Origin of the sequence: Bradyrhizobium sp. STM 3566, from assembly GCF_045571445.1 — a bacterium.
Taxonomy (GTDB): Bacteria; Pseudomonadota; Alphaproteobacteria; order Rhizobiales; family Xanthobacteraceae; genus Bradyrhizobium; species Bradyrhizobium vignae.
Map to the genome: position 1 here is coordinate 2,765,638 of NZ_CP120692.1, position 24,764 is coordinate 2,790,401.

Sequence of the window (24,764 nt, forward strand, 5' to 3'; positions counted from 1 at the left end):
ATGCGCGCGCGCCGCGGGTTCATCGCGGCGCTCGTTGTTCTCGTCTGGGTCGTCGGTGCGCAGGCCGGCTCCGAGCGACGCGCAGTCCGCACACTCTCCACGGAAGGATTGGCGAAGGTTTCCGACTACATCCGGAGCGAGGTCGCGACCGGCAAGATCCCCGGTGCCATCCTGCTGCTCCAGCAACACGGCAAGCCGGTCTATTACGAGAATTTCGGCGTTCGCGACGTGGCCACCGAGATATCGATGGGCGCGGATACGATCTTCCGTCTCTATTCGATGTCGAAGCCGATCACATCAGTCGTGGCGATGATGCTGGTCGAAGAGGGCAGGCTTTCGCTCGACGATCCCGTGTCCAAATACATTCCGGCCTTTGCCGGCATGAAGGTGGGCATCGAGACGAAAGCAGGGGACGGCAAGGTTTCGCTGACGCTCGCGCCGCAGGAACGCCCAGTCACAATCAAGGACCTTTTGCGCCACACCGCGGGGCTGCCTTACGGCTTTTACGGCGGTGGGCCGGTGCGCGAGCTCTTTGCCGCGGCCGACCTCTTCAACAGCGATCTTTCCAACACCGACTTCGTCGCGAAGATCGCCACGCTGCCGCTCGCCGAGCAGCCAGGCACGGTGTGGGATTACGGCTTTGCCACCGATGTGCTCGGCCGCGTCGTCGAGGTGATCTCGGGCAAGACGCTGCTCCAGTTCGAGAAGGAGCGGCTGCTCGATCCGCTCGGCATGAGCGAGACTGCGTTCTACGTTGCCGATCCCGCCAAGTTTGCACGTATCGCCGAACCGATGCCGGAGGACCGCAGGATCAGCCCGACGACCGAAATCCGCGACATCAGGAAACCGGTGAAATGGGAATCAGGCGGAGCCGGCATGGTCGGCACGGTGGGCGACTACGCCCGCTTCGCGCAGATGCTGCTGAATGGCGGCACCATTGACGGCAGGCGCTATCTCAAAGCCGAGACGGTTGCGCTGATGGCGTCGGACCATATCGGCCCGGAGACTGGAATCGCACGCGACCAGAACTATTATCCGGGCGGCAGTTCCGGCTTCGGCCTTGGCTTCGCGGTGCGCACCTCTGTGCCGTCGGGAACGTCATGGCCACTGGGCGAATACCGCTGGGACGGCGTCGGCGGCACGTTCTTCTTCATCGATCCCGAAGACGATCTGTTCGGGATCTTCATGGTGCAGACGCCCTCGCAGCGTGGCCGAATTCAACTGGACCTAAAGACGCTGATTTATCAGGCGATGGGACGGTGAAGCGGTCGCCTCCGGAAGCCCGGATGGAGCGGCAGCGCAATCCGGGGTTCTCACCGATGAAAGACTATCCCGGATTACGCTGCGCTCCTCCGGGTGACGGGAACTCACCTCGGCTACGGGACCTACGCTCCCCGCACGATTTCTCGCACGTATCCGATCGTCTCTTCGATCTGGCTCGCATCGACATCCAGATGGGTGCACGCCCGAATGCGGCCGTCCATCATCGCCAGCGTGACGCCGCGCTGGCGCAGGGCTGAGACCATTTTGTCGCCGGGAATGCCGGCGCCGTCCGGTTTGAAGAAGACGAGATTGGTCTCGGGCTCCTGCACCTCGATTCCGGCGATCTGCGATAGTCCGCGGGCGAGCGCGCGTGCATTGGCGTGGTCGTCGGCCAGGCGTTCGACGTGATGATCAAGCGCGTAGATGCAGGCTGCCGCGCAGACACCGGCCTGCCGCATCGAGCCGCCGAGGCGCTGCTTCCATTGCCACACCGCGTCGATGAAGGCGCGCGAGCCCGCGAGTACGCCGCCGATCGGCGCACCCAGGCCCTTCGAGAAATCGATCCAGGCCGAATCCCATCCCGCGGTCATGTCGCGCGGGGAGATGCCGCTCGCGACGGTCGCATTGAGCAGGCGCGCGCCGTCCATGTGAGTGACGAGGCCGTGCTGCTTCGCGATCGCGACGATCTCGTCGAGCACCGCCTTCTTCCAGATCGTGCCGCCGCCGATATTGGCGGTCTGCTCGACGCTGACGACGGTCTGTGGCGGCTGGTAACGCGTGCGCGGGTGCAGCGCCTTGCGAAGAGTCTCCGGCGTGAACTGGCCATCGGGGCCCTTGAGCTGGGTGACCTGGAAGCCGCCGATCGCAGCATGCGCGCCGCCTTCGCGTGCGATGATGTGCGCGGTTTCGTGCGCGAGGATCTCGTCGCCGGGGCGGCAATGCACCAGCGTCGCGGTGACGTTGCACATCGTGCCCGAGGGCATGTAGACGGCAGCTTCCTTGCCGAGCAGATCCGCAACGCGCTCGCACAGCGCGTTCACGGTCGGATCGTCGCCGACCTGCTCGTCGCCGACCTCGGCGCGCGCCATCGCCTCGCGCATCGCCGCCGTCGGCTTGGTCTGCGTGTCCGAGAGCAGATTGATGCGCACCGGCGGCGCCTTGGGATCGAGAGGGGGAGGGGTGTAGAGCATGTAACGCCTCCTGAAGCAGGACGGCCACTGAAGTGTGGCTCTTAAGTAAAAAGGCCCCGGCGAACCGGGGCCTTTCGATATTCAGTTCTTAGCGCGAATAGAATTCGACGACCAGATGCGGCTCCATCTGCACCGGGAACGGCACGTCGGAGAGGCCGGGGATGCGGGTGTACTTCGCGGTCATCTTGCCGTGGTCGACTTCGAGATAGTCGGGGACTTCGCGCTCGGGAAGCTGGCTGGCTTCGAGCACATGCGCGAGCTGCTTGGAGGATTCCTTGACCTCGACCACGTCGCCGACCTTGAGCTGATAGCTCGAGATGTTGACCTTGCGGCCGTTCACCTTGACGTGGCCGTGGTTGATGAACTGGCGGGCGGCGAAGATCGTCGAGACGAACTTGGCGCGGTACACGACCGCGTCGAGACGGCGCTCGAGCAGGCCGATCAGGTTCTCGCCGGTGTCGCCCTTGAGGCGGCTCGCCTCGACATAGATGCCATGGAACTGGCGCTCGCTGATGTTGGCGTAATAGCCCTTCAGCTTCTGCTTGGCGCGGAGCTGCACACCGAAGTCGGAGAGCTTGCCCTTGCGACGCTGACCGTGCTGGCCGGGGCCGTACTCGCGGCGGTTCACGGGGCTCTTCGGGCGGCCCCAGATGTTCTGGCCCATACGGCGATCGATCTTGTACTTCGCCTCACTGCGCTTAGTCATCGCGTCCTCTTCGGTTGCATGGTTTGAGGAAACGCGCCCTCCTGTGTGACGGGATGATCCCGGCACCGACAGGTCCGATCCCCAAAGCTTAAGGGATTTGACCACGGGTCGCGAAACGCTTCGCGGGCCGAAATCGGCCCGCGAGCAGGCGGCTTTTAGGAGAGTTTGGGGCTGGCTGTCAATGCGATCGGCCCCGGAATCAGCCCCTCACCGCCCAGACGGGCTTGGGGACGGCTGCCTGCAATTCGGCAGCGATTTCAGTGTTCAGGACCTGTTCCAGCCGGGTCAGGACCCTCGCGATCGGGGCGGCGTCGGTGACCCGGTGGTCCCAGCGGATCACGACATGGATCGTCTGATCCGGCTCGACGAGCCCATAGCTGACGATAAAGGGGCCCGGTGTGATGGGGTGGAGCTCGCCGCCGCCATAGGCGGCCACCGAGCTCACCGCGAAGCTACCGAACCAGTTGCCGCGCTGGCGGCCGAAATTCAGGCCGATGGCCCAGGACAGGCGCCGCAGCGGCAGCGGCAGGCGGGTGGCCCGCATGATCTTGCGGAACATCGGGACATCAGCGACCGGGGCTGTCTTGCCGCGTCGGATTTCCGCATCGACCGCTGCCAGCGAAAGGGCCTCAGGAGCGGCGATTCGCTGAGGCAGCACGCATTCCTCGCCATTCTCGATCCGAGCGATCGCGACCGTCGCCACGCTCTTCGGCAGCTCGTAGAGGGCTGGCCAAGGCCATTTGGTGTAAACGGTGCGCAGGATCGGTTCGTCCCGTGCAACCAGGGCGAAAGCCTTGACGAATATCGCGGCCCACCCGGCGGGCGACGTTGCGCTTGCGCGCGCCTCCAGCACAGGACGGATATAGAGCGAACGGGATAGCGAAACGAAGGGCACGCCCATCGATGCATGCATGAGGTCGCAGATCAGACGGCGCCACGGTGAAATAGTCTTGGGCGTCCCGCGCATTGGTCTCCGGTTCCCAGGGATTAAAGATCAAAATATGTGCGGCGAGCGGGGGGCCCGCCCGCTCGCTCTAGCACGAACCAACCCGCTTGGGGCCGGTCGGTTCGCCGCATCAGGACATCGCCAGTCTGGTCTTGATGACGGCGTAAAAATAAACGATGTCAATGATTTAGCTCTTGATTGGGCGATCCCGGCGGCGCAGCAGGTCCCGGCAATGCGTCAATCGGCTTGTTCAGCGCCTGATCCCATCGAAAGCCGCCATGATGCCGCGCTGGAACAGTGACCAGTCGAAGCCGAGCGCGATCGCGCGGTAGCCACGGTCGATCAGGGCATTGGCCTGGTCGGCGGTACGCGCCACGCCGCCGATCGGCACGCCGCTTCGGAGGATGCCGGCCTCGGCGCGCGCGACCAGCTCCAGCAATTCCGGATCGTCCATCTGGCCGCGCTTGTTGATGGAGGTGGCGAGATCGCCGGGGCCGATCACGGCGACGTCGATGCCTGGTGTCGCCATGATCTCGTCGATGCGGTTGACGGCCTCGACATGCTCGATCGTGACCATGCAGATCATCTCGTCGTCGACGCTGGCCATGTAATCCGGCATCGACTGGCCCCAGCGGAACGGTGCGTGGAAGGGCCCCCAGAGCCGGTCGCCGCGTGGCGGGTAGCGTACGCTGCGTACCGCCTTCTCGGCTTCGGCGCGGTTGGTGATCATCGGGAAGTTGATGCCGAACGCGCCGATGTCCATCGGAGCTTTCGCGAGCCACGGCTCGTTCGCGGCGATCCGTACCAACGGCGTGCATGGCGTGCCCGTCGTCGCCGCGATCATCGCATGCGCTTCGGTGAGCCCGATCGGGCCATGTTCGAGATCGACGATGATCCAGTCGAGCGAGCGCGCCATGATCTGCACCATCTGCACGCTCGGGATGGTCGCGATCGCGCCGAAGGCGGGACGGCCCTCGCTCCACATTTGGCGGAGGCGATTGAGCGGCTTTGCGGGGACCGACATGTGATGACCTGCGCAGAGATGACGAGGGAGCCTAGCAGCGCGCCGCCGGGGCGCAAGGTTAACCGGAGCACAAGGTCAGGCGACCGCGCGTCCGCCGAAGAACGGCGTCAGCGTGGCGCTGAGGCCATGCACGCGGTTCGAGGTAAAAATCATCTCGGCGCCGGACTGCGCGATGCCGCAGCTGGGAGTACCGAGCAGGTCGGATACGCGGCGGGCGATCGCGGGCGCCGGATCGATCCAGTCGACCGGCCAGGGTGCCAGCCTCTTCAGCCGATCGAGCAGCAGCGGATAATGCGTGCAGGCGAGCACCACGGTGTCGGTGCGCGCGCCGGCGTCCTCGGCATCGCCGACGAAGCAGGGGGCGAGCTCGGCGAGGATGGCACCGTCGCTGATCGGGGTGCCGCCAAGCGCGGCCTCGGCGAGCGAGGCCAGCTCGGGCGAGCCGACCAGCGTCACCTCGCATCCTTGCGCGAAATCGCGGATCAGTGCCTTGGTGTATTCGCGTTTCACCGTGCCCTTGGTGCCGAGCACCGAGACGCGGCGGGTCCTGGACTGCGCGCAGGCCGGCTTGATCGCCGGCACCGTGCCGACGAAGGGCAGGGAATAAGCCGCGCGCAAGTGAGACAGGACCAGGGTGGACGCCGTGTTGCAGGCGATGACGACGAGGTCTGGATCATGGGTGCCGATCAGCTCCCCCATCAGCGGTACGACGCGGGCGATGATCTCGTCTTCGCTGTGGTGGCCATAGGGAAAAAAGGCGTCGTCGGCGACGTAGACGTAATGCGCGTCGGAGCGCGCCGCCACGACCTCACGCAGCACCGTCAGCCCGCCAAGGCCGGAATCGAACACCAGGATGGTCGGAGAATTGGTCACGTCATTACCCTAGCCCGCCATGGTTACCATTCGGTTTTTAGGGCGATTTTGCGGCGCGAGGCTGGCATCACGGGTCAAAGCGGCAAGGGGGCATCCGCTCGCAGGTTGACACCTCACCCAAGCCGCGGAACAAGACGGCGTCTCGCCGGCAGGCAATCCCGCGGGGAAGCAACATGCTCACAGTCCACCATCTCGGTAAATCGCAATCCGAACGCATTGTCTGGCTCTGCGAGGAGCTCGAAATTCCTTATGAGATGAAGCGCTACACGCGCGATGAGACGACCATGCTGGCGCCGTCGGAGTACAAGGCGCTGCATCCGGCCGGCACGGCGCCGGTCATCACCGACGGCGAACTGGTGCTTGCGGAATCCGGCGCCGTCGTCGACTACATCGTTGCAAAATACGGCAACCGCCGGCTCGTGCTCGGTCCCGATGATCCCGCCTTCGCGCAGTTTCTGTATTGGCTTCATTTCGCGAACGGCACCTTGCAGCCCGGCATGGGGCGGATGATGATCCTAAGCCGGCTCGATCTCGCCAAGGACAACCCGACCCTGCTCGCGATGAAGGGACGCCTCGACCGTGCCTACGATCTTCTCAACGCACGGCTTCGCGAGTCCGAATATCTGGCGGGCAGCGCCTTCACCACGGCCGACATCATGACGGTGTTCTCGCTGACCACGATGCGCTATTTCCAGCCCTATGATCTCGCGCGCTGTCCGAATGTGGTCAAATATCTCAGCCGCATCGGCGCCCGCCCGGCATACCGCCGCGCGATGGAGAAGGGCGATCCCGGCATGGCGCTGCTCTTGAGCTGAGCAGCAGCGATCACGCAATCCTGTTCGCGGTGGCCGCGCGCTCCGCTGCCAGCTGCTTCTGCAGGCGATCGATGTTTTGCAGCAGGCGCTGGCTGGTCAGCACCAGGAAGTAATAGCCGAACTGCGGATCCTGGAAGTAGATCTCGAGCAGCCTGTCATAGGTGATCGTCAGCACCTGGCCATCCTCGATGCATTCGATCGTACCGGTGCGCCGGTTGTCCGGCGTCAGGAAGCCGAGCTCGCCCATCAGCGCGCCCGGCAGGATCTCGACGTTGATCTCCTTGACCAGGAATTTGCCGGTCACCGTGAGCAGCATCTCCTTGGCCGGGTCGCCCAGTTTGAACAGCGTATCGCCGCAGCGGTATTTGCGTTCGGTCATGAACGGCTTGAGCCACTCGATCGACATGTCGCCCTCGGCGGCATGGCGCGCCTTCTTGACCAGCTTGAGCATCTGCCTCAGGCGAAGAGCGTTGATCGGGAGCAGCAAGAGATAGAGCAGGAACGTCGAGACGTTGGCCGAGAGCGCGCCGAACATGGCGAAGAACGCACAGCCGACCATGTTGGCGACGCGCAGCGGCACCATGGTCCGCATCAGGAGCGTGGCGACGAAGAAGACCGCACCGACCGCGGCGAACAGATTGGCCAGCGTGATGTTGTGGACGAAGATCTCCAGCAGGCGATTGAAGATCGCATCATAGGTGACGTTGTTAGGATCGAGCCCCATCTGGACCAGGATCTTCGCGATCCTGAGGTTATCCGTGGCCGCATCGAGAATGCGGTCGAGGATCGACGAAACGTCTGCGCTGCCGGACGGCATGGTACTAACCCCACATAAGGCCTTCAGTCCTGGTCGGCACTCGTATAACCGAAATCGAATGACGACCGCTTGAATGACGCTTCCGGCCGTCATGCCGCAAGAGGCAAATTCTAGCCTGATCGGGCGTTTCGGCAATTGCCCGTTGGTTGCGCGTCGGGCCACCGGCGCTGCCGTGATTCGGGGGCCGCCGTGCGGGCTTCGGTGTCGCGGATCCGGCCTGGACGAGCGATGCGGCGGGGGCGCGGGGCGAGCTTCGCTTACGGCTTGGCCGCGGGTTGCACGACCTGCTGCTCGACGAGGCCGGAGCGTCCCGGCAGCGAGCCGGCGCGCAGCAGCATGGCGACGCTGTTGGCCTCTTCCAGGGCGAAGACGATGCGTGATCCACCCAGCTTCTCCATCTTGTCGGTGATGAAGGCCGCGACCTTGACGCGCACCTTGTCGAGCTGGGTGTCGGCATCGAGAGTGGCAGAGGGCAGAGCGATTGCGGACACCATCGCGAACACGGCGATCAGCCGAATGATGCGGATCCGCAGGGCTTCGTCATCATGACCTCAAGTCTTGCGGCAGGGCGCTGGCGAACGAATTCACGCCACAGCCGGTAGGCAATGGACGAACGCCAAATCATCCATCATTCTGGTCCGGCTCGGCCGGTCATCGGCCGGCCTCGCCGAACCAAGATGTCAAAAGATACGGGGCGGGGACATGCATCTGAGGGAGGACGGAATTTCATGGCGGGTATCCACGCGCTCGATCGGTTGATCGGCAACGACTATCCGGATCTTTTGACGGACGAGGAGGTCCGGGCGTTCGAGCAGGTTCCCTATGCCGACCGCGTCGCGGCCGAGAGCACCTATGACGCCATCAGGCTTGGTGCTGAGCGCAACCTCGACGGCGCGGCGATCCAGTTCCTGCAAAATGCCGATCCCGCCGACACGCCGGTCGCGGTCACGTATCGCGATTTCATCGCGCGCGTCACGCAGGCGGCCAATATGTTTCACGCGCTCGGCGCCGAGAAGGGCGACGTCATCAGCTTCATGCTGCCGCTGGTGCCGGACGCCTTCGTCACTCTGTTCGGCGCGGAGGCTGCCGGCATCGCCAACCCCGTCAATCCGCTGCTCGAGCCGCACCAGATCGCCGAGATCCTGGAGGCCGCGAACACCAAGATCCTGGTGGCGCTCGGACCGATGCCGGGCACCGACATCTGGCAGAAGGTCGAGCAGATCCGCCCGCAGCTGAGGCATCTGAAGGCAGTCGTGCAAGTATTCGGCGGCGGCGATCCGGCCAATGGCATCTTTTCCTTCAGCGACCTCATCAAGCAGCAGCCGTCGGACCGGCTCGTCAGCGGACGGCAGATCCACGGCAGCGACATCGCCGCCTATTTCCACACCGGCGGCACCACCGGCACGCCGAAGCTGGTGCGGCACACCCACGCCAACCAGGTCTATCAGGCCTGGGCCCTCAATCTGCTGCTGAAGGCGAGGCCGGGTGCAAACCTGCTGTTCGGCATGCCGCTGTTTCACGTCGGTGGATCGCTGACGCAAGTGCTGCTGACGCTGTCGAGCGGCGGCTCGCTGGTCGTGCTGTCGCCGAGCGGCTGGCGCAACCCGAATGCGGTGAAGAACATCTGGCAGCTCGTCGAGCGCTTCAAGCCCGAGGCGCTGTCGAGCGTGCCGACGGTGCTCGCCGCGACCCTCGCGGTGCCGCCGGGGAATGCGGATATCTCGAGCCTGAAATATGCGGCAGGGGGCGGCTCGGCGATTCCGGTCGCGGTCGGCTCGGCGATTCAGGAGAAACTTAAGCTACCGGTGATTGAGGTCTACGGCATGACCGAGACCTCGAGCGTGCACACGCTCGCCTATCCCGGCCGGCCGATCCGGCTCGGCTCGGTCGGTCTTCCCATGCCTTACGCGCGGGTGCGCATCGTGCAGCTCGACGCCGAGGGACGCCTGATCCGCGACTGCAAGCCGGACGAGATCGGCGTCGTCATCATGGCCGGGCCCGGCGTGTTCGGCGGCTATCTCAACGACGAGCACAACAAGGGCGCCTTCGTCGACGGGCTCTGGGTCAATTCCGGCGATCTCGGCCGCCTGGATGCGGACGGCTATCTCTGGATCACCGGCCGCGCCAAGGATCTCGTGATCCGCGGCGGCCACAACATCGATCCGGCGCCGATCGAGGAGATCATGTTCAGACATCCCGCCGTCGGCTTCGCCGCCGTGGTCGGCCAGCCCGACGCCTATGCCGGCGAATTGCCGGTGGGATACGTGCAATTGAAGCCCGGCGCCAAGGTCGAGCCGGGCGAGCTCGAAGCATGGGTGCGCGAGCGCACGCCGGAGCGCGCCGCCGTCCCGGTGCAGGTCATTCCGATCGATCCGATGCCGGTGACGGGCGTCGGCAAGGTGTTCAAGCCGCAGCTGCGTTGGGACGCGGCCGAGCGCGTGTTCACCAAGGTGCTGGCGCCGCTGGTCGAGCGCGGCATCGACTGCAAGGTGAAGGTCGGTCCGCACGGCAGCCACGGCTCGATCGCGACCGTGACGCTCGCTGGTCTGCAAGCGGATCAACGCGAGGCGGTTGCGAGGGAGGTGCATACGCTGCTCGCACCGTTCGTGATGCGGCACGAGGTGGTGCAGGCGTAGGTGCTTGCGTGAATTGTAGATCCTACGGGTGACAGGTGGTCAGGGGTAAGTTGAGTTTGCGACCGCCAACTCACCCGGAGGATCTACGAGCGCAGCGTGCGGTCCTATCCCGCCGGCATTCGCGTCTCGACCAGACGGGCCCAGAACGAGGCGCCGTGGCCCAAAATGTTGTCGTTGAAGACGTAGGCCGGGTGGTGGCATTCGTTGCCGTCGCCCATGCCGACCAGCACCATCGCGCCGGGACGTGCTTCCAGCATGAACGAGAAGTCCTCGGCGCCCATCATCGGGATGAACTTGTCATTGACACGGTCGGCGCCGACGATGTCGCGGGCGACGTCGGCGGCAAGGCCGGCCTCGCGGGCATGGTTCATCGTCAACGGATACATCCGCGTGTACTTCGTCTCGGCCGAGCCGCCATAGGCACGGGCGATGCTGTCGGCGACTTCGCCGATGCGGCGCTCGACGAGGTCGCGCACTTCAGGGTCGAGCGTGCGCACGGTGCCGGCGAGTTCGGCGACCTCCGGGATGATGTTGAAGGCCGTGCCGGAATGGAATTGCGTGATCGAGATCACCGCGGACTTCAGCGGGTCGACGTTGCGCGCGACGATCGACTGTAGCGCACCCACGATCTGCGAGCCGATCAGCACGCTGTCGACCGACTTGTGCGGCCCCGCGCCGGCGTGTCCGCCCTTGCCGCGAACGGTGATCTGGATGTTGTCGGATGAGGCGAGCATTGGGCCAGGCGTGGTGGCGAAATGGCCCTCGGGGAGGTTCGGCATGTTGTGCATGCCGTAGACCTCCTGGATGTTCCAGCGCGTCATCAACCCGTCTTCGACCATGGCCTTGCCGCCGCCGCCGCCTTCCTCAGCGGGCTGGAAGATCATCACCGCCGTGCCATCGAAATTGCGCGTCTCGGTCAGGTACTTTGCGGCGCCGAGCAGCATCGCGGTGTGGCCGTCATGACCGCAGGCGTGCATCTTGCCAGGCACCTTGGAGGCATAAGGCACGCCCGAGGTCTCCATGATCGGCAGTGCGTCCATGTCAGCGCGCAAACCGATCGTCTTGCCGGAGGCGGACTTGCGGCCGCGGATCACGCCGACCACGCCGGTGCGGCCGATGCCCGTCACCACTTCGTCGCAGCCGAACTCGCGCAGCTTGTCGGCGACGATGCCGGCGGTGCGGTGGACTTCGTAAAGCAGCTCGGGGTTCTCGTGGAAGTCATGGCGCCAGGTGGCCATTTCGTCGGAGAGGGCGGCGACGCGATTGACGATGGGCATGGGGAATCCGTGTTTTGTGGGCCTTGGCGTCATTCCGGGACACGCGAAGCGTGAACCCGGAATCTCGAGATTTCCGGGTTCGATGCTCCGCATCGCCCCGGAATGACAGGAATTCAGCTCTCCCCGAACACCCGCTTGAAGATCGTGTCGACGTGCTTGAGGTGATAGCCGAGGTCGAACTGCTCCTCGATCTCGGCGTCGGTGAGATATTTCTTCACCTCAGCGTCCTTCTTCAGGAGCTGGAGGAAGTCGCCTTCGCCGCGCCAGACCGGCATGGCGTTGCGCTGCACGAGCTTGTAGGCGTCCTCGCGGCTGGCGCCCTTCTGGGTCAGGGCCAGCAGCACGCGCTGCGAATGCACGAGGCCGCCGAGGCGGTCGAGGTTCTTCTGCATGTTGGCGGGGTACACCAAGAGCTTGTCGATCAAGCCGGCGAGGCGCACCAGCGCGAAGTCGAGCGTCACGGTCGCGTCCGGGCCCATCATGCGCTCGGCCGAGGAGTGCGAAATGTCGCGCTCGTGCCAGAGAACGACGTTCTCCAGCGCCGGCGTCACATAGGCGCGCACCATGCGGGAGAGGCCGGTGAGGTTCTCCGACAGCACCGGGTTGCGCTTGTGCGGCATCGCGGAGGAGCCCTTCTGTCCTTCGGAGAAGAACTCCTCGGCCTCCAGCACCTCGGTGCGCTGCATGTGGCGGATTTCCACGGCAACGCGCTCGATCGAGGAGGCGATCACGCCGAGCGTCGAGAAATACATCGCGTGACGGTCGCGCGGGATCACCTGGGTCGAGATCGGCTCGGGCACGAGCCCCATGGCCTTGGCGACGTGCTCTTCGACGCGCGGGTCGATCTGCGCGAAGGTGCCGACGGCACCGGAGATGGCGCAGGTCGCGACTTCCTTGCGCGCCGCGATCAGGCGCTCCTTGGCGCGGGTGAATTCGGCATAGGCGTAAGCGAGCTTGAGGCCGAAGGTGACGGGCTCGGCATGGATGCCATGGCTGCGGCCGATGGTCGGCGTCATCTTATGCTCGAAGGCGCGCTTCTTCAGCGCGGCCAGCACCTTGTCGAGGTCAGCAAGCAGCAGATCGGCGGCGCGGGTGAGCTGAACGTTGAGGCAGGTGTCGAGCACGTCGGAGGAGGTCATGCCCTGGTGCACGAAGCGCGCCTCGGGGCCGACGATCTCGGCGAGGTGGGTGAGGAAGGCGATGACGTCGTGCTTGGTCTCGCGCTCGATCTCGTCGATGCGGGCCACGTCGAAGACGGCGTCCTTGGCCTTGGCCCAGACCGTTTTGGCGGCCTCCTTTGGGATGGTCCCGAGCTCGGCCAGGGCGTCCGCCGCATGCGCCTCGATCTCGAACCAGATCTTGAACCGGGTCTGCGGCTCCCAGATCGAGGCCATTTCCGGGCGGGTATAGCGGGGAATCATCTGACGGCTCCAGCTAGGTAGGCCGGCGACCCAAGGGGGCTTTGCCGGCCAAAATGCTTTTTACGCCGTGATTTAACAGAGCGGGCAGGGCGAAACAAACGGCTGAGGCAAGGTAGCGGGGGATGACTGGACCGGGCAGGCAGCTGAGTGCCGAAGTAGTGCCCCAAGCCGGCTGGCGGCGGTTGCCCCGCGGCTTGGCCGGCGGGCCGGAGAAATCAGCGGTCAATCACGGATCATTGACTGACAGATATTGAAATCTGTCAGCGAGACGTGTATATCCGTTTCCGGACGCTCCGATTGGGCGTCCCGCGACAGCCCCGGGAAGCCCGACATCCGAACCAAGCTCGGATCGGCGGGCAGATTGAAGAACGGGGACCGTGGACGAATGGAGACTTAAGACAATGACGACCGAAATCCTCAATTTCACCGGCGTGATTGGGCATTGGCTCAATTTGCTGGTGGCGCGACAGATCGCGGCGCAAGCTGCAAAACTGCCTCATTGAGGCATAGGCTTTCCGAACGACCGGCCAGGGCGCTTCGGAAGCAGCCCCAGTGCCGGGTAACTGAGCCCCAACCGGGAACATGGTGCTGGCATGAATGAAGCCGTTGTCTTGACGCCGGAGCGGATCCTCGAAGTCACCGAGGACGTGCTCAGGCGTTACGGACTTGCCAAGGCCACAGTGGTCGACGTTGCCCGTGCGCTCGATGTGAGCCACGGCAGCGTCTATCGCCATTTCCCCAGCAAGGCCTCGCTGCGCGAGGCCGTTGCCAAGCGCTGGCTCGACCGCATCGACGCGCCGCTACGCGCGATCGCCGAGGAGCACGGCCCGGCGCCTGACAGGCTCGACCGCTGGTTGCGCACGCTGTTCGCCGCCAAACGTTCGCGCGTGCTCGATGACCCCGAGATGTTCCAGACCTATCTGACGCTGGCGCGCGAGGCCTGTGCGGCCGTCAAATGCCACAAGGACACCATGATCGACCAGATCGCGGCGATCCTGACCGACGGCGTGAAGCGGGGGGAATTCGCCGTGGGCGACGTGAAGGCGACCGCGCGCGCCATCTTCGATGCCACCGTCCGCTTCCACCATCCGGCCCATGCCGACGAATGGAAGGATGCCGATCTCTCCGCGCGCGTCGATGCGACGCTGGCGCTTTTGCTGCGCGGGCTGAAGGCGGCCTAGATCCGCAGGACCCATTCAGTCCCAGGTGCGGCCAATCAACCTTTCGTCTTGTGGAGAGCGGCGCCATCGCGAAGCGAGGGCGAGGAAACCGAATGTCTTCGCGCGTGGAAGGCAGGATCGGACGATGGCACGACCGGCGGACTATCCGGATATGCATTGACTGCGATTTCGACGGCGTCCTTTGACCGCTTTCGAAGGCGGTAGAATGTGAGCTCCTGATCGAGCATGGGGCAGCGGAAGTGGACGACGGCTGTGTCCGGCAGACGGCAAAGTTCGTCGATGAGCTCGCCCACTGTGATGATCGGGGGGTGGTCGACGACCCTGTGATGATCCTTACGCATGGCGATTTACTCCTCCACTCCACTACTAACCGGGGCTGGATAGCCTCCGTTCCATCCCATTCAGCACATTTACGAGCGCCACCTCGCTCGCGGAATCCGTCAGCTCCGCTGCTAGATCCTCGTTAACCCACAGGTTGCGGCGAGCCGCACGAGCTGCGCATCCGTGCGCGCGCCGGTCTTCGACTTGATCAGATAGTGATAGTTCTGCACGGTCTTGACGCTGAGATTGAGATGGGTCGCGATCTGCTCGGTGGTGGCGCCGCCGGCGAACTGGCGCAGGATCTCGATCTCGCGCTCACCCAGCTGGTCCAGCACCGAGCCGGTTGGCGACAGGCTGTCCGCGGCGAGGACATGCGCGATGTCGTCGCTCATGGCGCGCTCGCCGCGCGCCACGCTGCGGATGGCGTGCACCACGGCTGAGGGTTCGCTGCTCTTGGTGACGAAGCCGCTCGCGCCCGCGCCGAAGGCTGCCTTCACCAGCACAGCCTCGTTGTGCATGGTGAAGACCAGAATCCGCGCTCGTGGGCTGCGCGCGCGGATGTTGCGGATCGCCTCGAGCCCGCTCGCGCCGGGCATCGAGATATCGAGTACGACCACATCAGGATCATGCGCCTTGAACGCGCCGTAGGCCTCCGCGGCGTTGTCGGCTTCCGCCACGACGTGCAGATCGCCTTGGCTCTCCAACACGCGCCGATACCCTTGCCGCACGATCGGGTGGTCGTCGACCAGCAGCACGGAAATGCCTGTTGCTGCAACCTCGCTCATTCCAGCCTCACGCAGCGAGCGGGATGGTGGCGGCAACGCTGAGGCCGCCGCGCGCAGGCATGATCGACAGCGATCCGCCGGCGGCCGTGACGCGCTCGCGGATGCCGGTCAGGCCGAAACCGGCCGATTGCGCGACGCGCTCCGCATCGCCGCCGCCGTCGTCCTCGACGCGGATCAGCAGCGCGCCGTCCTCGCCGGCACGCCGTTCGATGCGCAGACTGATCTCGTGCGCTGCACTGTGACGCAGCGCGTTGGTCAGGCATTCCTGCGCGACACGATAGGCCGTGGTGGCGGCCGGGCCGCTGATGTCGGTGAGGTCGCCCCTGAGATCGAGCTGGATCGTCGGCCGTGCCGCGCTGTGCGAGCGCCAGCTGTCGACGAGATTGACGAGGCTGGCCTCGAGCCCGAGCTCCTCGGGCAGCGGATTGCGCAGCCGCTTCAGTGCATCGCGAAGCGAAGCCATCAGATGATGCGTGGCCTGCGAGATCATGCGCGCATCCTGCGCGATCCCGGTGTCGCCGTTGTCCCTCGTGCTGGCTGTTTCGATTGTGTTGGCGAAGGCGAGGATGGCGGAGAGATTCTGCCCGAACTCGTCGTGCAGCTCGCGGGCGAGCGCGCGGCGTTCGTCCTCGCGGATCTCGATCAGGCGCCGCGTCAGCGCGGCGCGCTGTTCGGTGGCTTCCTCCAGCCGGCCGCCGAGCTCGCCGACGGCGCTGCCGATCATCGCCAGCTCCATCGAGCGGAAGCGCGGCAGCTTGGTGCGATACTGTCCGCGCGCCATGCGCTGCAATGCAGTGACGATCGCACGCGCCGGCGCCAGCGCATGTGCGATCGCGAGCGAGGCCAGCAGCGCGATTGCCGCCGCCATCAACAGCGCGACGTCGATCACGTTGAGGATGTACTCCCACGCCAGCGAGATGGCCGCAGCGCCGTCCGGCGTCGCCACCACCGTCCCGGCGGCCGCCGCGCGCGGGCTGACGGGCCGTACCACCTCGGCGTGGCTGCCGAGGAAGGTGGGTACAATGGCGGCGAACCAGCGCGGCGGCGTCTTGCCCAGCCCCTCGCTCTGGCCGCAGAGCGGCTTCTCGAACGCGGCGGCCGGCTGGAACTCGACGCAGACGCCGGGCGAGATCAGCTTCATCGTCTCCAGCGTGCGCCAATCTGGAACCGGCAAAAGGTGCTCGCGCGCTCTGCTGCTGCGCAACAAAAGCTCACGCCAATACAGCGCCTGGAGCGCCTGCGCGACCCGCTGCGCCGAGGCCGCAGTCGCCCGATCGACGCTGCGATAGGCGTCGAACGTGGCCCACACGGTTGCAGCTCCGAGGCAGAGCACGACGATGAGCAGCAGACGGGCGACAAGCCGAAGCACGAGGCGCATGCGATCATCCCCGACGTTTGGTAAGGTCAGCCTAACAACGCCGCCGCGCCTTGCCAATTGCAGGGAACGCCCGGGCTGCAGCTCGGGCAAATTTCCCGAGCCGGATTGGGCATGGGTCTTTGGACCGGGCGCGGCGTCTTTGATCTAATCGGGCAGGAATCTTTACAGGCCAATCGTTGCGAGCGAGGAGCGGTGCAGCATGAGTTCGATGACGATTGGACCAATCCCGAGCCAGGCTGCCGATCCATCCGAGCGCAGCGCGCTGCTGTTCTGGATGATCTTCACCGGACTGTCGGTCTTCGCCGTCGTGCTGTTGTGGCGCTTCGGCCTGATCCATCTGATGTTGACTTCGGACCGCACCTACATCTCGAGCGTCATCGCGGTGCTCTATGTCGTCACCTGCGGCCACTGCTTCCTGCGGACGCGGGCGATCGCGCGCGAAGGGGCGGCCGCGCGGCGTTGTCGCGCGGTGCTGTCGGCGACCGGTGGCAGCAAGGCGCTCGATGCGAGCGCGGCGGGGCTACCACGCGGTCTGGTGCGCGATCACATCGAGAGCCTCGTGACGAAGGCTGCTGCCCAGGACTATCGCCCGGTCGATCAGACGCTGCTGCTGCGGACGCTCGCCGATCGCTTGCGCGGCTCCAACGGATTCGGGGCCTTCGTCTCGGACACGCTGATGAAGCTCGGCCTGCTCGGCACCATCATCGGCTTCATCATCATGCTGGCGCCGATCGCAGGGCTGGATGCCGCCGACAAGGTCGCGATGCGCTCCTCGATGGGCTTGATGAGCGACGGCATGGCGGTTGCGATGTACACGACTCTTGCCGGCCTCGTCGGCTCGATCCTGGTCCGCATCCAGTACTACATGCTGGACGCCGCGACCCAGCGGGTGTTCTCGGACGCGGTGGTGCTGACCGAGACGTACGTGACGCCGGTGCTGGAGCGCAAGGGTTCTGGTGCGCGGTCATGATGGATGATTTCGGCCTCTATCCGCGTGAGGAGGCGTTCGATCCTCTGGGCGTGATGCTGTTCAAGGCGCTGCAGGTGATCGCGTTCCTGTTTTTCCTGGCGTTGCTCGCGGTGTCCCCGGATGCCAAGGACGGCAAGATCGACTCCAAGGCGGAGTTCATGATCACGCTGGACTGGCCGGACAATCACCCCGACGATCTCGACCTGTTCGTGCAGGATCCCGCGGGCAACATCGCCTGGTATCGCCACCGCGAGGCCGGCTTCCTCACGCTCGACCGCGACGACCGCGGCGGGGCCAACGACTTCATCATGGTCGCCGGCAAGAAGATCGCCTCGCCGATCCGCGAGGAGATCGTCACGGTGCGCGGCATCCTCGCCGGCGAATACACCGTCAACGTCTCGCATTTCGTCGCCACCACGGGCGAGCCCGTGACGGCCAATGTGAAGGTGCAGAAGCTCAATCCGACCGCGCAGGTGATCTTCGACAACAAGTTCACGCTGGACCACACCGGCGACGAGAAGACCGCGGTCAGATTCCGCATCGATGCGGAAGGCAAGGTCGTAAATGTCGATCAGCGGCCGAAATCGCTGCTGGAGACGTTCCGCAGCAGCTGGCGCAACGGCGCCGACGTCGACCCCAAGACCGGTGTGAGCAGGAACGCTGTGAGGGTGCGCCGTGAGTAATCCGCAAACGGTCATCCTGACGCTGTCGGTCGCTTATGCCGTCATCGGCGCGCTGCTGCTGGTCGTGTTGGTCTATGCGCGGCTCCACTGGTCGTTGAAGGCGGTCGCCGTGGTCGTGACCAGCGCGTTCTACGTCGTCAGCTTCACTGAAATGCGCGGGCTGCTCGGCTGGGCCAGCTCCGACCGGCTGCCTGTCACCTTCAAGCTGCTGAAGGCGCGCATCGTCGAGCCGCATTCGCTTCAGGGCGATCCCGGCTCGATCTATCTTTGGGTCGAGGCGTTGGACGAGGACAATCGCCCGAGCGGCATCCCGCGCGCCTTTCGGGTGCCCTACGATGACCGGCTGGCCGACAAGACCCACGCCGCGGAGAACGAGATCGCGGCGGGTCATCCGCAAGGCGGGCGCGCGGCGGATTTCGGCGGCGGCGACGGCAGCCTGATCGACATGGTCCGGGAATATGTGACGCCGAAGACCATTCTGGAGACCAGCGGCGGCGATTCCTCGACCGGCGAGTTCAATGCCCCGCCCGCCGGTGCGCAAGGCGCCGTCTTCACGCCGCTGCCGCCACCCCGGATGCCGCCGAAGGACGAGCAGTAGGCCTTTCACCATCAATGCAGGGCAGCGCTGGTAAACGGCCCAGTGCTGACGCATCTTCTTGACCTCCCTCAATTTGGCCTTATCGGCTTCCAATAAGAATTTGAGGGTGGAGGGTGCGTGCTTCTCGCTGTCTTCTCGGATATCCACGGTAACCGGCAGGCGTTCGAGGCCTGCCTGAAGCTTGCCCGCGCCAAGGGGGCGGAGCGGTTCGTCTTGCTCGGCGATTTCGTCGGCTATGGTGCCGATCCGGAATGGGTGGTGGATACGGCGATGGAGCTGGTTGCGCAGGGCGCCATCGCGGTGCGCGGCAATCACGACCAGGCGGTCAATTCCTCGGCCGAGACCATGAACGCGGAGGCGCAGATTGCGATCGAATGGACCCGCGGCCGCCTCGACGCCGCCCAGCGGCGATTCCTGGCCGAATTGCCGATGCAGGTAGCGGACGGCGATCGCCTGTTCGTGCACTCGGAGGCCTCCAGCCCGCAGCGCTGGCATTACGTGCGCTCGACGGCGGATGCGGCCAAGAGCCTGATCTCGACGCCCGCCCATGTCACCTTCTGCGGCCACATCCACCGTCCGGCGCTCTATTCGATGTCGGTGACGGCGAAGATGTCGAGCCTCGTGCCCAAGACCGATGTCTCGGTGCCGCTGCTGCGTGGACGGCAATGGCTGGCGGTGCTCGGCTCGGTCGGCCAGCCCCGCGACGGCGATCCGTCGGCGGCCTTCGTGCTGTTCGACACGGTGTCGTGCCAGATCACCTATTGCCGCGCGCCCTATGATATCGAGACGGCCGCGAGCCGGATCCGCCAGAACGGCCTGCCGCACTGGCTGGCCGACCGGCTATCGCAGGGACGCTAGAGGCCGATGCCGAAACCCCTGGTCAGGTCAGGCGCGGTGATCGACGGTTACACGATCGGCGAATGCGTGCATGCCGGCGGCATGGCGACGCTGTGGACCGTCACCCATCCCGGCATCGACGTGCCCTTGCTGATGAAGATCCCGCGGGTGTCTGAGGGCGAGGACCCCGCCGCGATCGTCTCCTTCGAGATGGAGATGATGATTCTGCCGCGGCTCGCCGGGCCACATGTGCCTGCGTGTTTCGGCACCGGCGATTTCGCGCACCAGGCCTATGTCGTGATCGAGCGCATCTCCGGGACCACGCTCTACAAGCGGCTGCCCGACCTGCCGCTGCCGTATGACGAGGCGCGGCAGCTCGTTGCGAAGATCGCGACCGCGCTCGCCGACCTGCACCGGCAGAACGTGATCCATCACGACATCAAGCCGAGCAGCATCATGTTCCGCGAGAGCGGCGAGGCGGTGCTGATCGACTACGGCCTCTCGCATCATAACCATCTGCCTGATCTGTTGCAGGAGGAGTTCCGCCTGCCTTACGGCACCGCGCCCTATATGGCGCCTGAGCGGCTGCTCGGGGTGCGCGACGACCCGCGCAGCGACCTGTTCTCGCTCGGCGTGCTGCTCTATTTCTTCACCACGGGCGAGCGTCCGTTCGGTGAGGGCGAGACCTTGCGCGCGATGCGGCGCCGGCTGTGGCGCGATCCGCATCCGCCGCGCGCGCTTCGCGCCGACTATCCGCCCTGGCTCCAGGAAGTCGTGCTGCGCTGTCTGGAGATCGAGCCGGTGTGGCGCTATCCGACGGCATCCCAACTCGCTTTCGATCTCGCCCATCCGGACCAGGTCAAGCTCACCGCGCGCGCGGAGCGGCTGAACCGTGACCCCTTAGGCGTTGTGTGGCGGCGCCGCTTCAATCAGGGCGTCATGCAGCCGCGTGCGAAATCGGACGTCGCGGCGCAGATCGCGTCGAGCCCAATCCTCGCCGTGGCGCTCGATACGGTGGAAGGCACACCGGAGCTGAACGAGGCTCTGCGCGTGACAACCGAGCGCATTCTCGCCACGCTGCCCTCGGCGCGGCTTGCCTGCCTCAACGTGCTCAAGCTGAACCGCATCGCGATCGATCGGACGCTCGACGAGCAGGGCTCCAACAAGCATATCGACCGCCTGGTCGCGCTCCGGCATTGGGCGACGCCGCTCAAGCTGGACGAGAGCCGGCTGTCGGTTCATGTGCTGGAAGCCATCGATCCCGCCGCCGCGATCCTGGAGTTCGCCGAGGCGAACCAGGTCGACCACGTCATCATCGGCGCGCGGCAGAGCTCGTTCAGGCGCACGCTGCTCGGCAGCGTCTCCGCCAAGGTGGCCTCGGAGGCGACCTGCACCGTCACCGTGGTGCGGCCGCCGCGGATGGCTGGGGACGCTGGCGGGTCAGAAATGGCGGGTTAGGCCGTCTGACGTCCTGCGCGTGGATCAGGCCGCTTGCTTGCGGCGGATTGGCCAGGAGAATTGCGGGCCGGGATCGCCGTGATCCGCGCTGCCAAAATACTGGATGATCTCGCGGCAGGGCTCGCAACTGAACAGGGTGTGCGACGCGGACCCCTTGGTCATTTCCTTCAGGCAGTTCGGGCAATGCGGTTTCATGGGACGGTCCGGGAAAAAGGATTCTGAGTGTCGGCCTGCGTGGCGAGGTCGGCCGAAGAAATAAAATCGAGGCTGGGATGCGGGCGGCGTGGAATGCGGCACCTGCGCTTCGGCTAACGCTTCACAGGTGCAAGCTGCATGGCATCATCCCCGGCGGCGATGAAGGTGGATGATGCGGGCAAAGGATGCGGCCTTTACCGGTCGCGCCACGTAGAGGCTGCGAGCTGCAATCGCTGCATTGAACCCGAACCACAACGCTACGGCAGTCCAAATCAGGGTCGTCGTCATGATGTGCTCCCGTCAAAAGCAGGCAGGATCACTTGCGATGATTTGCGCGAATCAGTGAAGTCCGGATGAGTACGGATCAGGATTGCAATTTTAACCTTTGCGCGCTGCAGCACCCGCAAATGCCACGGGTCATCTGCATCCGCTGTGTCGCTCGATCCAGATCAAATCGCTTCGCCGCGGGCCCCCAGCGCCGCGTTGCGGATCGCGGCGATGTTGGTCTTGTAGGATTCCAGCGTGCCGCCCCTGAACACCGAAGTGCCGGCGACGAAGGCGTTGGCGCCGGCCGCGGCGAGCGCGCCCGCAACATCGGGGCCGACGCCGCCGTCGACCTCGATGTCGATCGGACGGCCCGCCGTCATCGCGCGGATGTCGCGGATCTTGCCGATCGCAGAGGGGATGAAGGCCTGGCCACCGAAGCCGGGATTGACCGACATGACCAGCACGAGGTCGACGAGGTCAAGGACGTATTCGAGCGCGCTGATCGGCGTTGCCGGATTGAGCGAGACGCCGGCCTTCTTGCCGAGCGCGCGGATGGCCTGGAGCGAACGGTGCAGGTGGGGACCTGCCTCGGCATGTACGGTGATGTGGTCGCAGCCGGCTTTCGCGAAGGCCTCGAGATAGGGATCGCAGGGCGAGATCATCAGATGCGCGTCGAAGATCTTCTTGGTGTGCGGGCGCATCGCCTTGATGACGTCGGGACCATAGGAGATGTTGGGAACGAAATGCCCGTCCATCACGTCGAGATGGATCCAGTCGGCGCCGGCGGCGTCGACCGCGCGGACCTCCTCGCCGAGCTTCGAAAAGTCCGAGGCCAGGATCGAGGGCGCGATGGCCAGGGGGCGGGGGGCGAAGGCTTGGGTCATGGCGCGTTTTCCCGTGGCGGACGGACGACGAATGGCCTCGCCTAACATGGGCCTCCGTGGCGGGCAATGCAGGAGGGGCGGGCTTCCTGTGGGCGGAAATTTCTGCCGCCGGCGGCATGAATTGCCGACGTTCCCACGGCCTGCAAAGCGTGGTGAATGCGGATTTCATTGAACTTTTCGCGCTGGCACGTCGCTTGCTGATCTGACCTGACAGAACATTGGCCGCGGCATGCCGCATCGGTTGGAGTTGTGCAATGTTGTTCGCCCTTGGTGCCGTATCGAGCGCGCTCGATGCGATCCAGTCGCTGACCAACGCGAAATCGTCGTCGACGCAGAAGACGGGATCTTCGCAGAGCGCGCCGCTCAACCCGTTCGCGATCGACAGCGGCAGCAGCACGACGGGCGGGGCGAGTTCGTCGGTCAATGCGGGCAAATATCCGCAGATCTCGCCGGAGACGATGAACGCGTTGTTTGCTGCGCAGAGCCAGTCGGCGGACAGCTCGGTCTCGTCGAATTCGGCACCCTCGGCGTCGAACGGCCGGGATGCCGCGCTGAAGCACCTGTTCTCGCAAATCGATACCGACGGCGACGGCAGCATCACCAAGTCGGAATTCGAGGATGCGCTCGGCGCCGGCGGCACCAATCTGGCGCAGGCCGATGACGTGTTCTCGAAGCTGGATTCGAATGCGGACGGCAGCGTCAGTCTGGATGAGATGTCGAAGGCGCTGAAGAGCGGTCATCGCGGTCACCACGCCCATGGCGCGGGCGACGCCTCCGGCAGCGGCTCGGATTCCTCGTCGTCGAGCGGCGGATCGACCTCGACCACGACGACCAACGCCGACGGCTCGACCACCACCACCGTCACCTATGCCGACGGCTTCAAGATGTCGACCACGGTGCCGGGCGCCTCCAGCAGCTCGAAGGCGAACGGCGGCGGCAATTCGCCTTATGACTGGTTCGGGCAGATGATGCAGCGCCAGGCGCAGGCCGCCTCCGCGACCGCGTCCTCTTCGACGTCGATGAGCGTGTGAACGAAGAGCGCTCTCCCTCGGCAAATGACGCTGTCATGCCCCGGCTTGACCAGGCTTGACCGGGGCATCCAGTACGCCGCGGCCTTCCGGTTCAATCACAACCGTCTCTGGAATCGCCCGGTCGCCGGGCGATGACACCCGATGTGGGGCGCTAGCCGAACCTGTCCCTCCACGCCGGCTGCGCACCGGGGAACGGCAACGCCGTCGCGCTGTAGACACCGCGGGCGATGGCGCGTGCGACCACATTGGCTGCGATCGTGCCGAGCTCGGTGAGGCCGGCCAGCGGTTCGATCGGCTTTTCGCACGTGGCGGCGGCAAACAGCACGTCACCGTCGGTCGGCGCATGCACCGGATAGATCGCGCGGGCAAAGCCGGTGTGCGCGATCATTGCCAGCCGCTTGGCCTGGGGTTTGGTCAGCACCGCGTCGGTGACGACGGCGCCGATGGTGGTGTTTTCGCGCGCGGTCGCCGCGGGACCGCCCTTGATGCGCATGCGCAGCATGTCGTCGGTGAACTTGTCCGGCAGGCCGCGTCCGCCGAATTCGCCGCCCACCTCGAACGGTGCCGCCCAGAACCACGGCCCGTCGCCGACGGTGACAGTGCCGACCGCGTTGACGGCGACGATCGCCGCGACCTTCACGCCGTCAGGCGTCACGGCCGAGGCCGAGCCGAGCCCGCCCTTGAACGTTGCCGTGGTGGCGCCGAAGCCGGCGCCGACGCTGCCGAGCGCGAAGTCCGCGCTGGTGGCGGTGGCCGCCGCGGCGTAGCCGAGGTCGCGATAGGGCGAGAAGCGTCCCCAGGCCTTGTCACCGGCATTGAGCAGGTCGAACAGGATCGCCCCCGGCACGATCGGGATCAGCGCTTCGCGAACCCTGAAGCCGCGGCCCTGCTCGGCGAGCCATGCCTGTACGCCGCCGCCAGTATCGAGGCCAAAGGCGGAGCCGCCCGACAGCGCGATCGCGTCGACGCGCTCGACCGTGTTGGCGAGATCGAGCAGCGCATCCTCGCGTGTGCCGGGGCCGCCGCCGCGAACGTCGATCGCGGCGATCGCGGGAGAATCGAAGATGATCGCGGTCGCGCCGGAAGCGACTTTCGCATCTTCGGCATGGCCGACCCGGACGCCGGCGATATCGGTGAGAAGGTTCTTCAAGGCGACCCTCGTCGTTGAGAGCAATTCGCGATCTGCGATAGCGCAGCGATGCCGCAGG

Annotated in this window: 26 protein-coding genes; 11 read left to right on the forward strand and 15 right to left on the reverse strand. The window is 65.3% G+C overall.

All coding sequences use genetic code 11. The features are described from left to right. Positions 1-1,263, forward strand: a complete 1,263-nt coding sequence (locus P6U27_RS13070; protein ID WP_162500216.1) for a serine hydrolase — start codon at positions 1-3, stop codon at positions 1,261-1,263. A 122-nt stretch (positions 1,264-1,385) separates the two neighbouring features. On the opposite strand, the gene P6U27_RS13075 is transcribed toward P6U27_RS13070, so the two are convergent. The 5 genes from P6U27_RS13075 to murI form a co-directional block, all read right to left on the reverse strand. Next, a complete protein-coding gene (locus tag P6U27_RS13075) occupies positions 1,386-2,453 on the reverse strand; it encodes a low specificity L-threonine aldolase (RefSeq protein WP_122402497.1) in 1,068 nt (355 codons plus the stop codon). 88 nt (positions 2,454-2,541) lie between these two features. Continuing rightward, entirely contained in the window at positions 2,542-3,159 is a 618-nt protein-coding gene (rpsD, locus tag P6U27_RS13080) for a 30S ribosomal protein S4 (protein ID WP_122402498.1), read from the reverse strand. Between the two features lie 199 nt (positions 3,160-3,358). Continuing rightward, a complete protein-coding gene (locus P6U27_RS13085) occupies positions 3,359-4,126 on the reverse strand; it encodes an acyltransferase (protein WP_122402499.1) in 768 nt (255 codons plus the stop codon). Positions 4,127-4,355: 229 nt separating this feature from the next. After that, positions 4,356-5,129, reverse strand: a complete 774-nt coding sequence (locus P6U27_RS13090) for an HpcH/HpaI aldolase family protein (RefSeq protein WP_407194166.1) — start codon at positions 5,127-5,129, stop codon at positions 4,356-4,358. A 75-nt stretch (positions 5,130-5,204) separates the two neighbouring features. Then, complete coding sequence (gene murI / locus P6U27_RS13095) at positions 5,205-6,002, reverse strand: glutamate racemase (RefSeq protein WP_122402501.1); 798 nt, start codon at positions 6,000-6,002, stop codon at positions 5,205-5,207. Positions 6,003-6,175: 173 nt separating this feature from the next. On the opposite strand from murI, the gene P6U27_RS13100 reads away from it, so the two are divergent. Next, positions 6,176-6,817, forward strand: coding sequence for a glutathione S-transferase family protein (locus P6U27_RS13100; RefSeq protein WP_407194167.1), 642 nt, complete (start codon positions 6,176-6,178; stop codon positions 6,815-6,817). Positions 6,818-6,827: 10 nt separating this feature from the next. Here P6U27_RS13100 and P6U27_RS13105 read toward each other — a convergent pair whose 3' ends face one another. Beyond that, entirely contained in the window at positions 6,828-7,634 is an 807-nt protein-coding gene (locus tag P6U27_RS13105; protein ID WP_162500217.1) for a Crp/Fnr family transcriptional regulator, read from the reverse strand. A gap of 257 nt (positions 7,635-7,891) precedes the next feature. Beyond that, positions 7,892-8,128: a hypothetical protein gene (locus tag P6U27_RS13110; RefSeq protein ID WP_181956135.1), complete on the reverse strand. Its 237-nt coding sequence runs from the start codon at positions 8,126-8,128 to the stop codon at positions 7,892-7,894. Between the two features lie 234 nt (positions 8,129-8,362). Between P6U27_RS13110 and P6U27_RS13115 the strand changes: the two genes are divergently transcribed. After that, positions 8,363-10,270, forward strand: a complete 1,908-nt coding sequence (locus tag P6U27_RS13115) for an acyl-CoA synthetase (protein ID WP_407194168.1) — start codon at positions 8,363-8,365, stop codon at positions 10,268-10,270. Positions 10,271-10,374: 104 nt separating this feature from the next. On the opposite strand, the gene P6U27_RS13120 is transcribed toward P6U27_RS13115, so the two are convergent. Together P6U27_RS13120 and purB are read right to left on the reverse strand one after the other, a co-directional pair. Continuing rightward, positions 10,375-11,547: a M20 aminoacylase family protein gene (locus P6U27_RS13120; protein ID WP_407194169.1), complete on the reverse strand. Its 1,173-nt coding sequence runs from the start codon at positions 11,545-11,547 to the stop codon at positions 10,375-10,377. Positions 11,548-11,660: 113 nt separating this feature from the next. Continuing rightward, positions 11,661-12,968: an adenylosuccinate lyase gene (purB, locus tag P6U27_RS13125; protein WP_122402506.1), complete on the reverse strand. Its 1,308-nt coding sequence runs from the start codon at positions 12,966-12,968 to the stop codon at positions 11,661-11,663. Between the two features lie 593 nt (positions 12,969-13,561). Between purB and P6U27_RS13130 the strand changes: the two genes are divergently transcribed. After that, positions 13,562-14,149 (forward strand): TetR family transcriptional regulator, encoded by a 588-nt coding sequence (locus P6U27_RS13130; RefSeq protein ID WP_162500218.1) that lies wholly within the window; start codon positions 13,562-13,564, stop codon positions 14,147-14,149. A 452-nt stretch (positions 14,150-14,601) separates the two neighbouring features. On the opposite strand, the gene P6U27_RS13135 is transcribed toward P6U27_RS13130, so the two are convergent. Further along, on the reverse strand, positions 14,602-15,255 hold the full coding sequence (locus P6U27_RS13135; protein ID WP_122402511.1) for a response regulator transcription factor: 654 nt from the start codon (positions 15,253-15,255) through the stop codon (positions 14,602-14,604). 7 nt (positions 15,256-15,262) lie between these two features. Continuing rightward, positions 15,263-16,633: a sensor histidine kinase gene (locus P6U27_RS13140; protein ID WP_407194170.1), complete on the reverse strand. Its 1,371-nt coding sequence runs from the start codon at positions 16,631-16,633 to the stop codon at positions 15,263-15,265. A gap of 199 nt (positions 16,634-16,832) precedes the next feature. On the opposite strand from P6U27_RS13140, the gene P6U27_RS13145 reads away from it, so the two are divergent. The 5 genes from P6U27_RS13145 (at position 16,833) to P6U27_RS13165 (ending at position 21,179) form a co-directional block, all read left to right on the forward strand. Continuing rightward, positions 16,833-17,603: a MotA/TolQ/ExbB proton channel family protein gene (locus P6U27_RS13145; RefSeq protein ID WP_407194171.1), complete on the forward strand. Its 771-nt coding sequence runs from the start codon at positions 16,833-16,835 to the stop codon at positions 17,601-17,603. Continuing rightward, positions 17,600-18,286, forward strand: coding sequence for a hypothetical protein (locus P6U27_RS13150; protein ID WP_122402514.1), 687 nt, complete (start codon positions 17,600-17,602; stop codon positions 18,284-18,286). Before P6U27_RS13145 ends, P6U27_RS13150 begins: the two co-directional genes overlap by 4 nt. Next, positions 18,279-18,884 (forward strand): hypothetical protein, encoded by a 606-nt coding sequence (locus tag P6U27_RS13155; protein ID WP_122402515.1) that lies wholly within the window; start codon positions 18,279-18,281, stop codon positions 18,882-18,884. Before P6U27_RS13150 ends, P6U27_RS13155 begins: the two co-directional genes overlap by 8 nt. A gap of 117 nt (positions 18,885-19,001) precedes the next feature. Further along, entirely contained in the window at positions 19,002-19,742 is a 741-nt protein-coding gene (locus tag P6U27_RS13160) for a metallophosphoesterase (protein WP_122402516.1), read from the forward strand. A 6-nt stretch (positions 19,743-19,748) separates the two neighbouring features. Further along, a complete protein-coding gene (locus P6U27_RS13165) occupies positions 19,749-21,179 on the forward strand; it encodes a bifunctional serine/threonine-protein kinase/universal stress protein (protein ID WP_122402517.1) in 1,431 nt (476 codons plus the stop codon). Positions 21,180-21,203: 24 nt separating this feature from the next. Here P6U27_RS13165 and P6U27_RS13170 read toward each other — a convergent pair whose 3' ends face one another. From P6U27_RS13170 to rpe, 3 genes are all read right to left on the reverse strand, one after another. Continuing rightward, positions 21,204-21,374: a hypothetical protein gene (locus P6U27_RS13170; RefSeq protein WP_164937160.1), complete on the reverse strand. Its 171-nt coding sequence runs from the start codon at positions 21,372-21,374 to the stop codon at positions 21,204-21,206. A 144-nt stretch (positions 21,375-21,518) separates the two neighbouring features. Further along, positions 21,519-21,662: a hypothetical protein gene (locus P6U27_RS13175; protein WP_164937161.1), complete on the reverse strand. Its 144-nt coding sequence runs from the start codon at positions 21,660-21,662 to the stop codon at positions 21,519-21,521. Positions 21,663-21,823: 161 nt separating this feature from the next. Further along, complete coding sequence (rpe, locus tag P6U27_RS13180) at positions 21,824-22,525, reverse strand: ribulose-phosphate 3-epimerase (protein WP_100231273.1); 702 nt, start codon at positions 22,523-22,525, stop codon at positions 21,824-21,826. A gap of 56 nt (positions 22,526-22,581) precedes the next feature. On the opposite strand from rpe, the gene P6U27_RS13185 reads away from it, so the two are divergent. Both P6U27_RS13185 and P6U27_RS13190 read left to right on the forward strand, forming a co-directional pair. Further along, a complete protein-coding gene (locus P6U27_RS13185; RefSeq protein ID WP_160118817.1) occupies positions 22,582-22,731 on the forward strand; it encodes a hypothetical protein in 150 nt (49 codons plus the stop codon). A 48-nt stretch (positions 22,732-22,779) separates the two neighbouring features. Beyond that, positions 22,780-23,556 carry an EF-hand domain-containing protein gene (locus P6U27_RS13190; protein ID WP_122402518.1) on the forward strand — a complete coding sequence of 259 codons (777 nt, stop codon included), beginning with the start codon at positions 22,780-22,782 and terminating at the stop codon, positions 23,554-23,556. Between the two features lie 151 nt (positions 23,557-23,707). On the opposite strand, the gene P6U27_RS13195 is transcribed toward P6U27_RS13190, so the two are convergent. Then, the gene (locus P6U27_RS13195; RefSeq protein ID WP_122406582.1) at positions 23,708-24,706 is read right to left on the reverse strand and encodes a P1 family peptidase; all 999 of its coding nucleotides are present in this window, start codon (positions 24,704-24,706) and stop codon (positions 23,708-23,710) included. Positions 24,707-24,764: the final 58 nt, after the last annotated feature.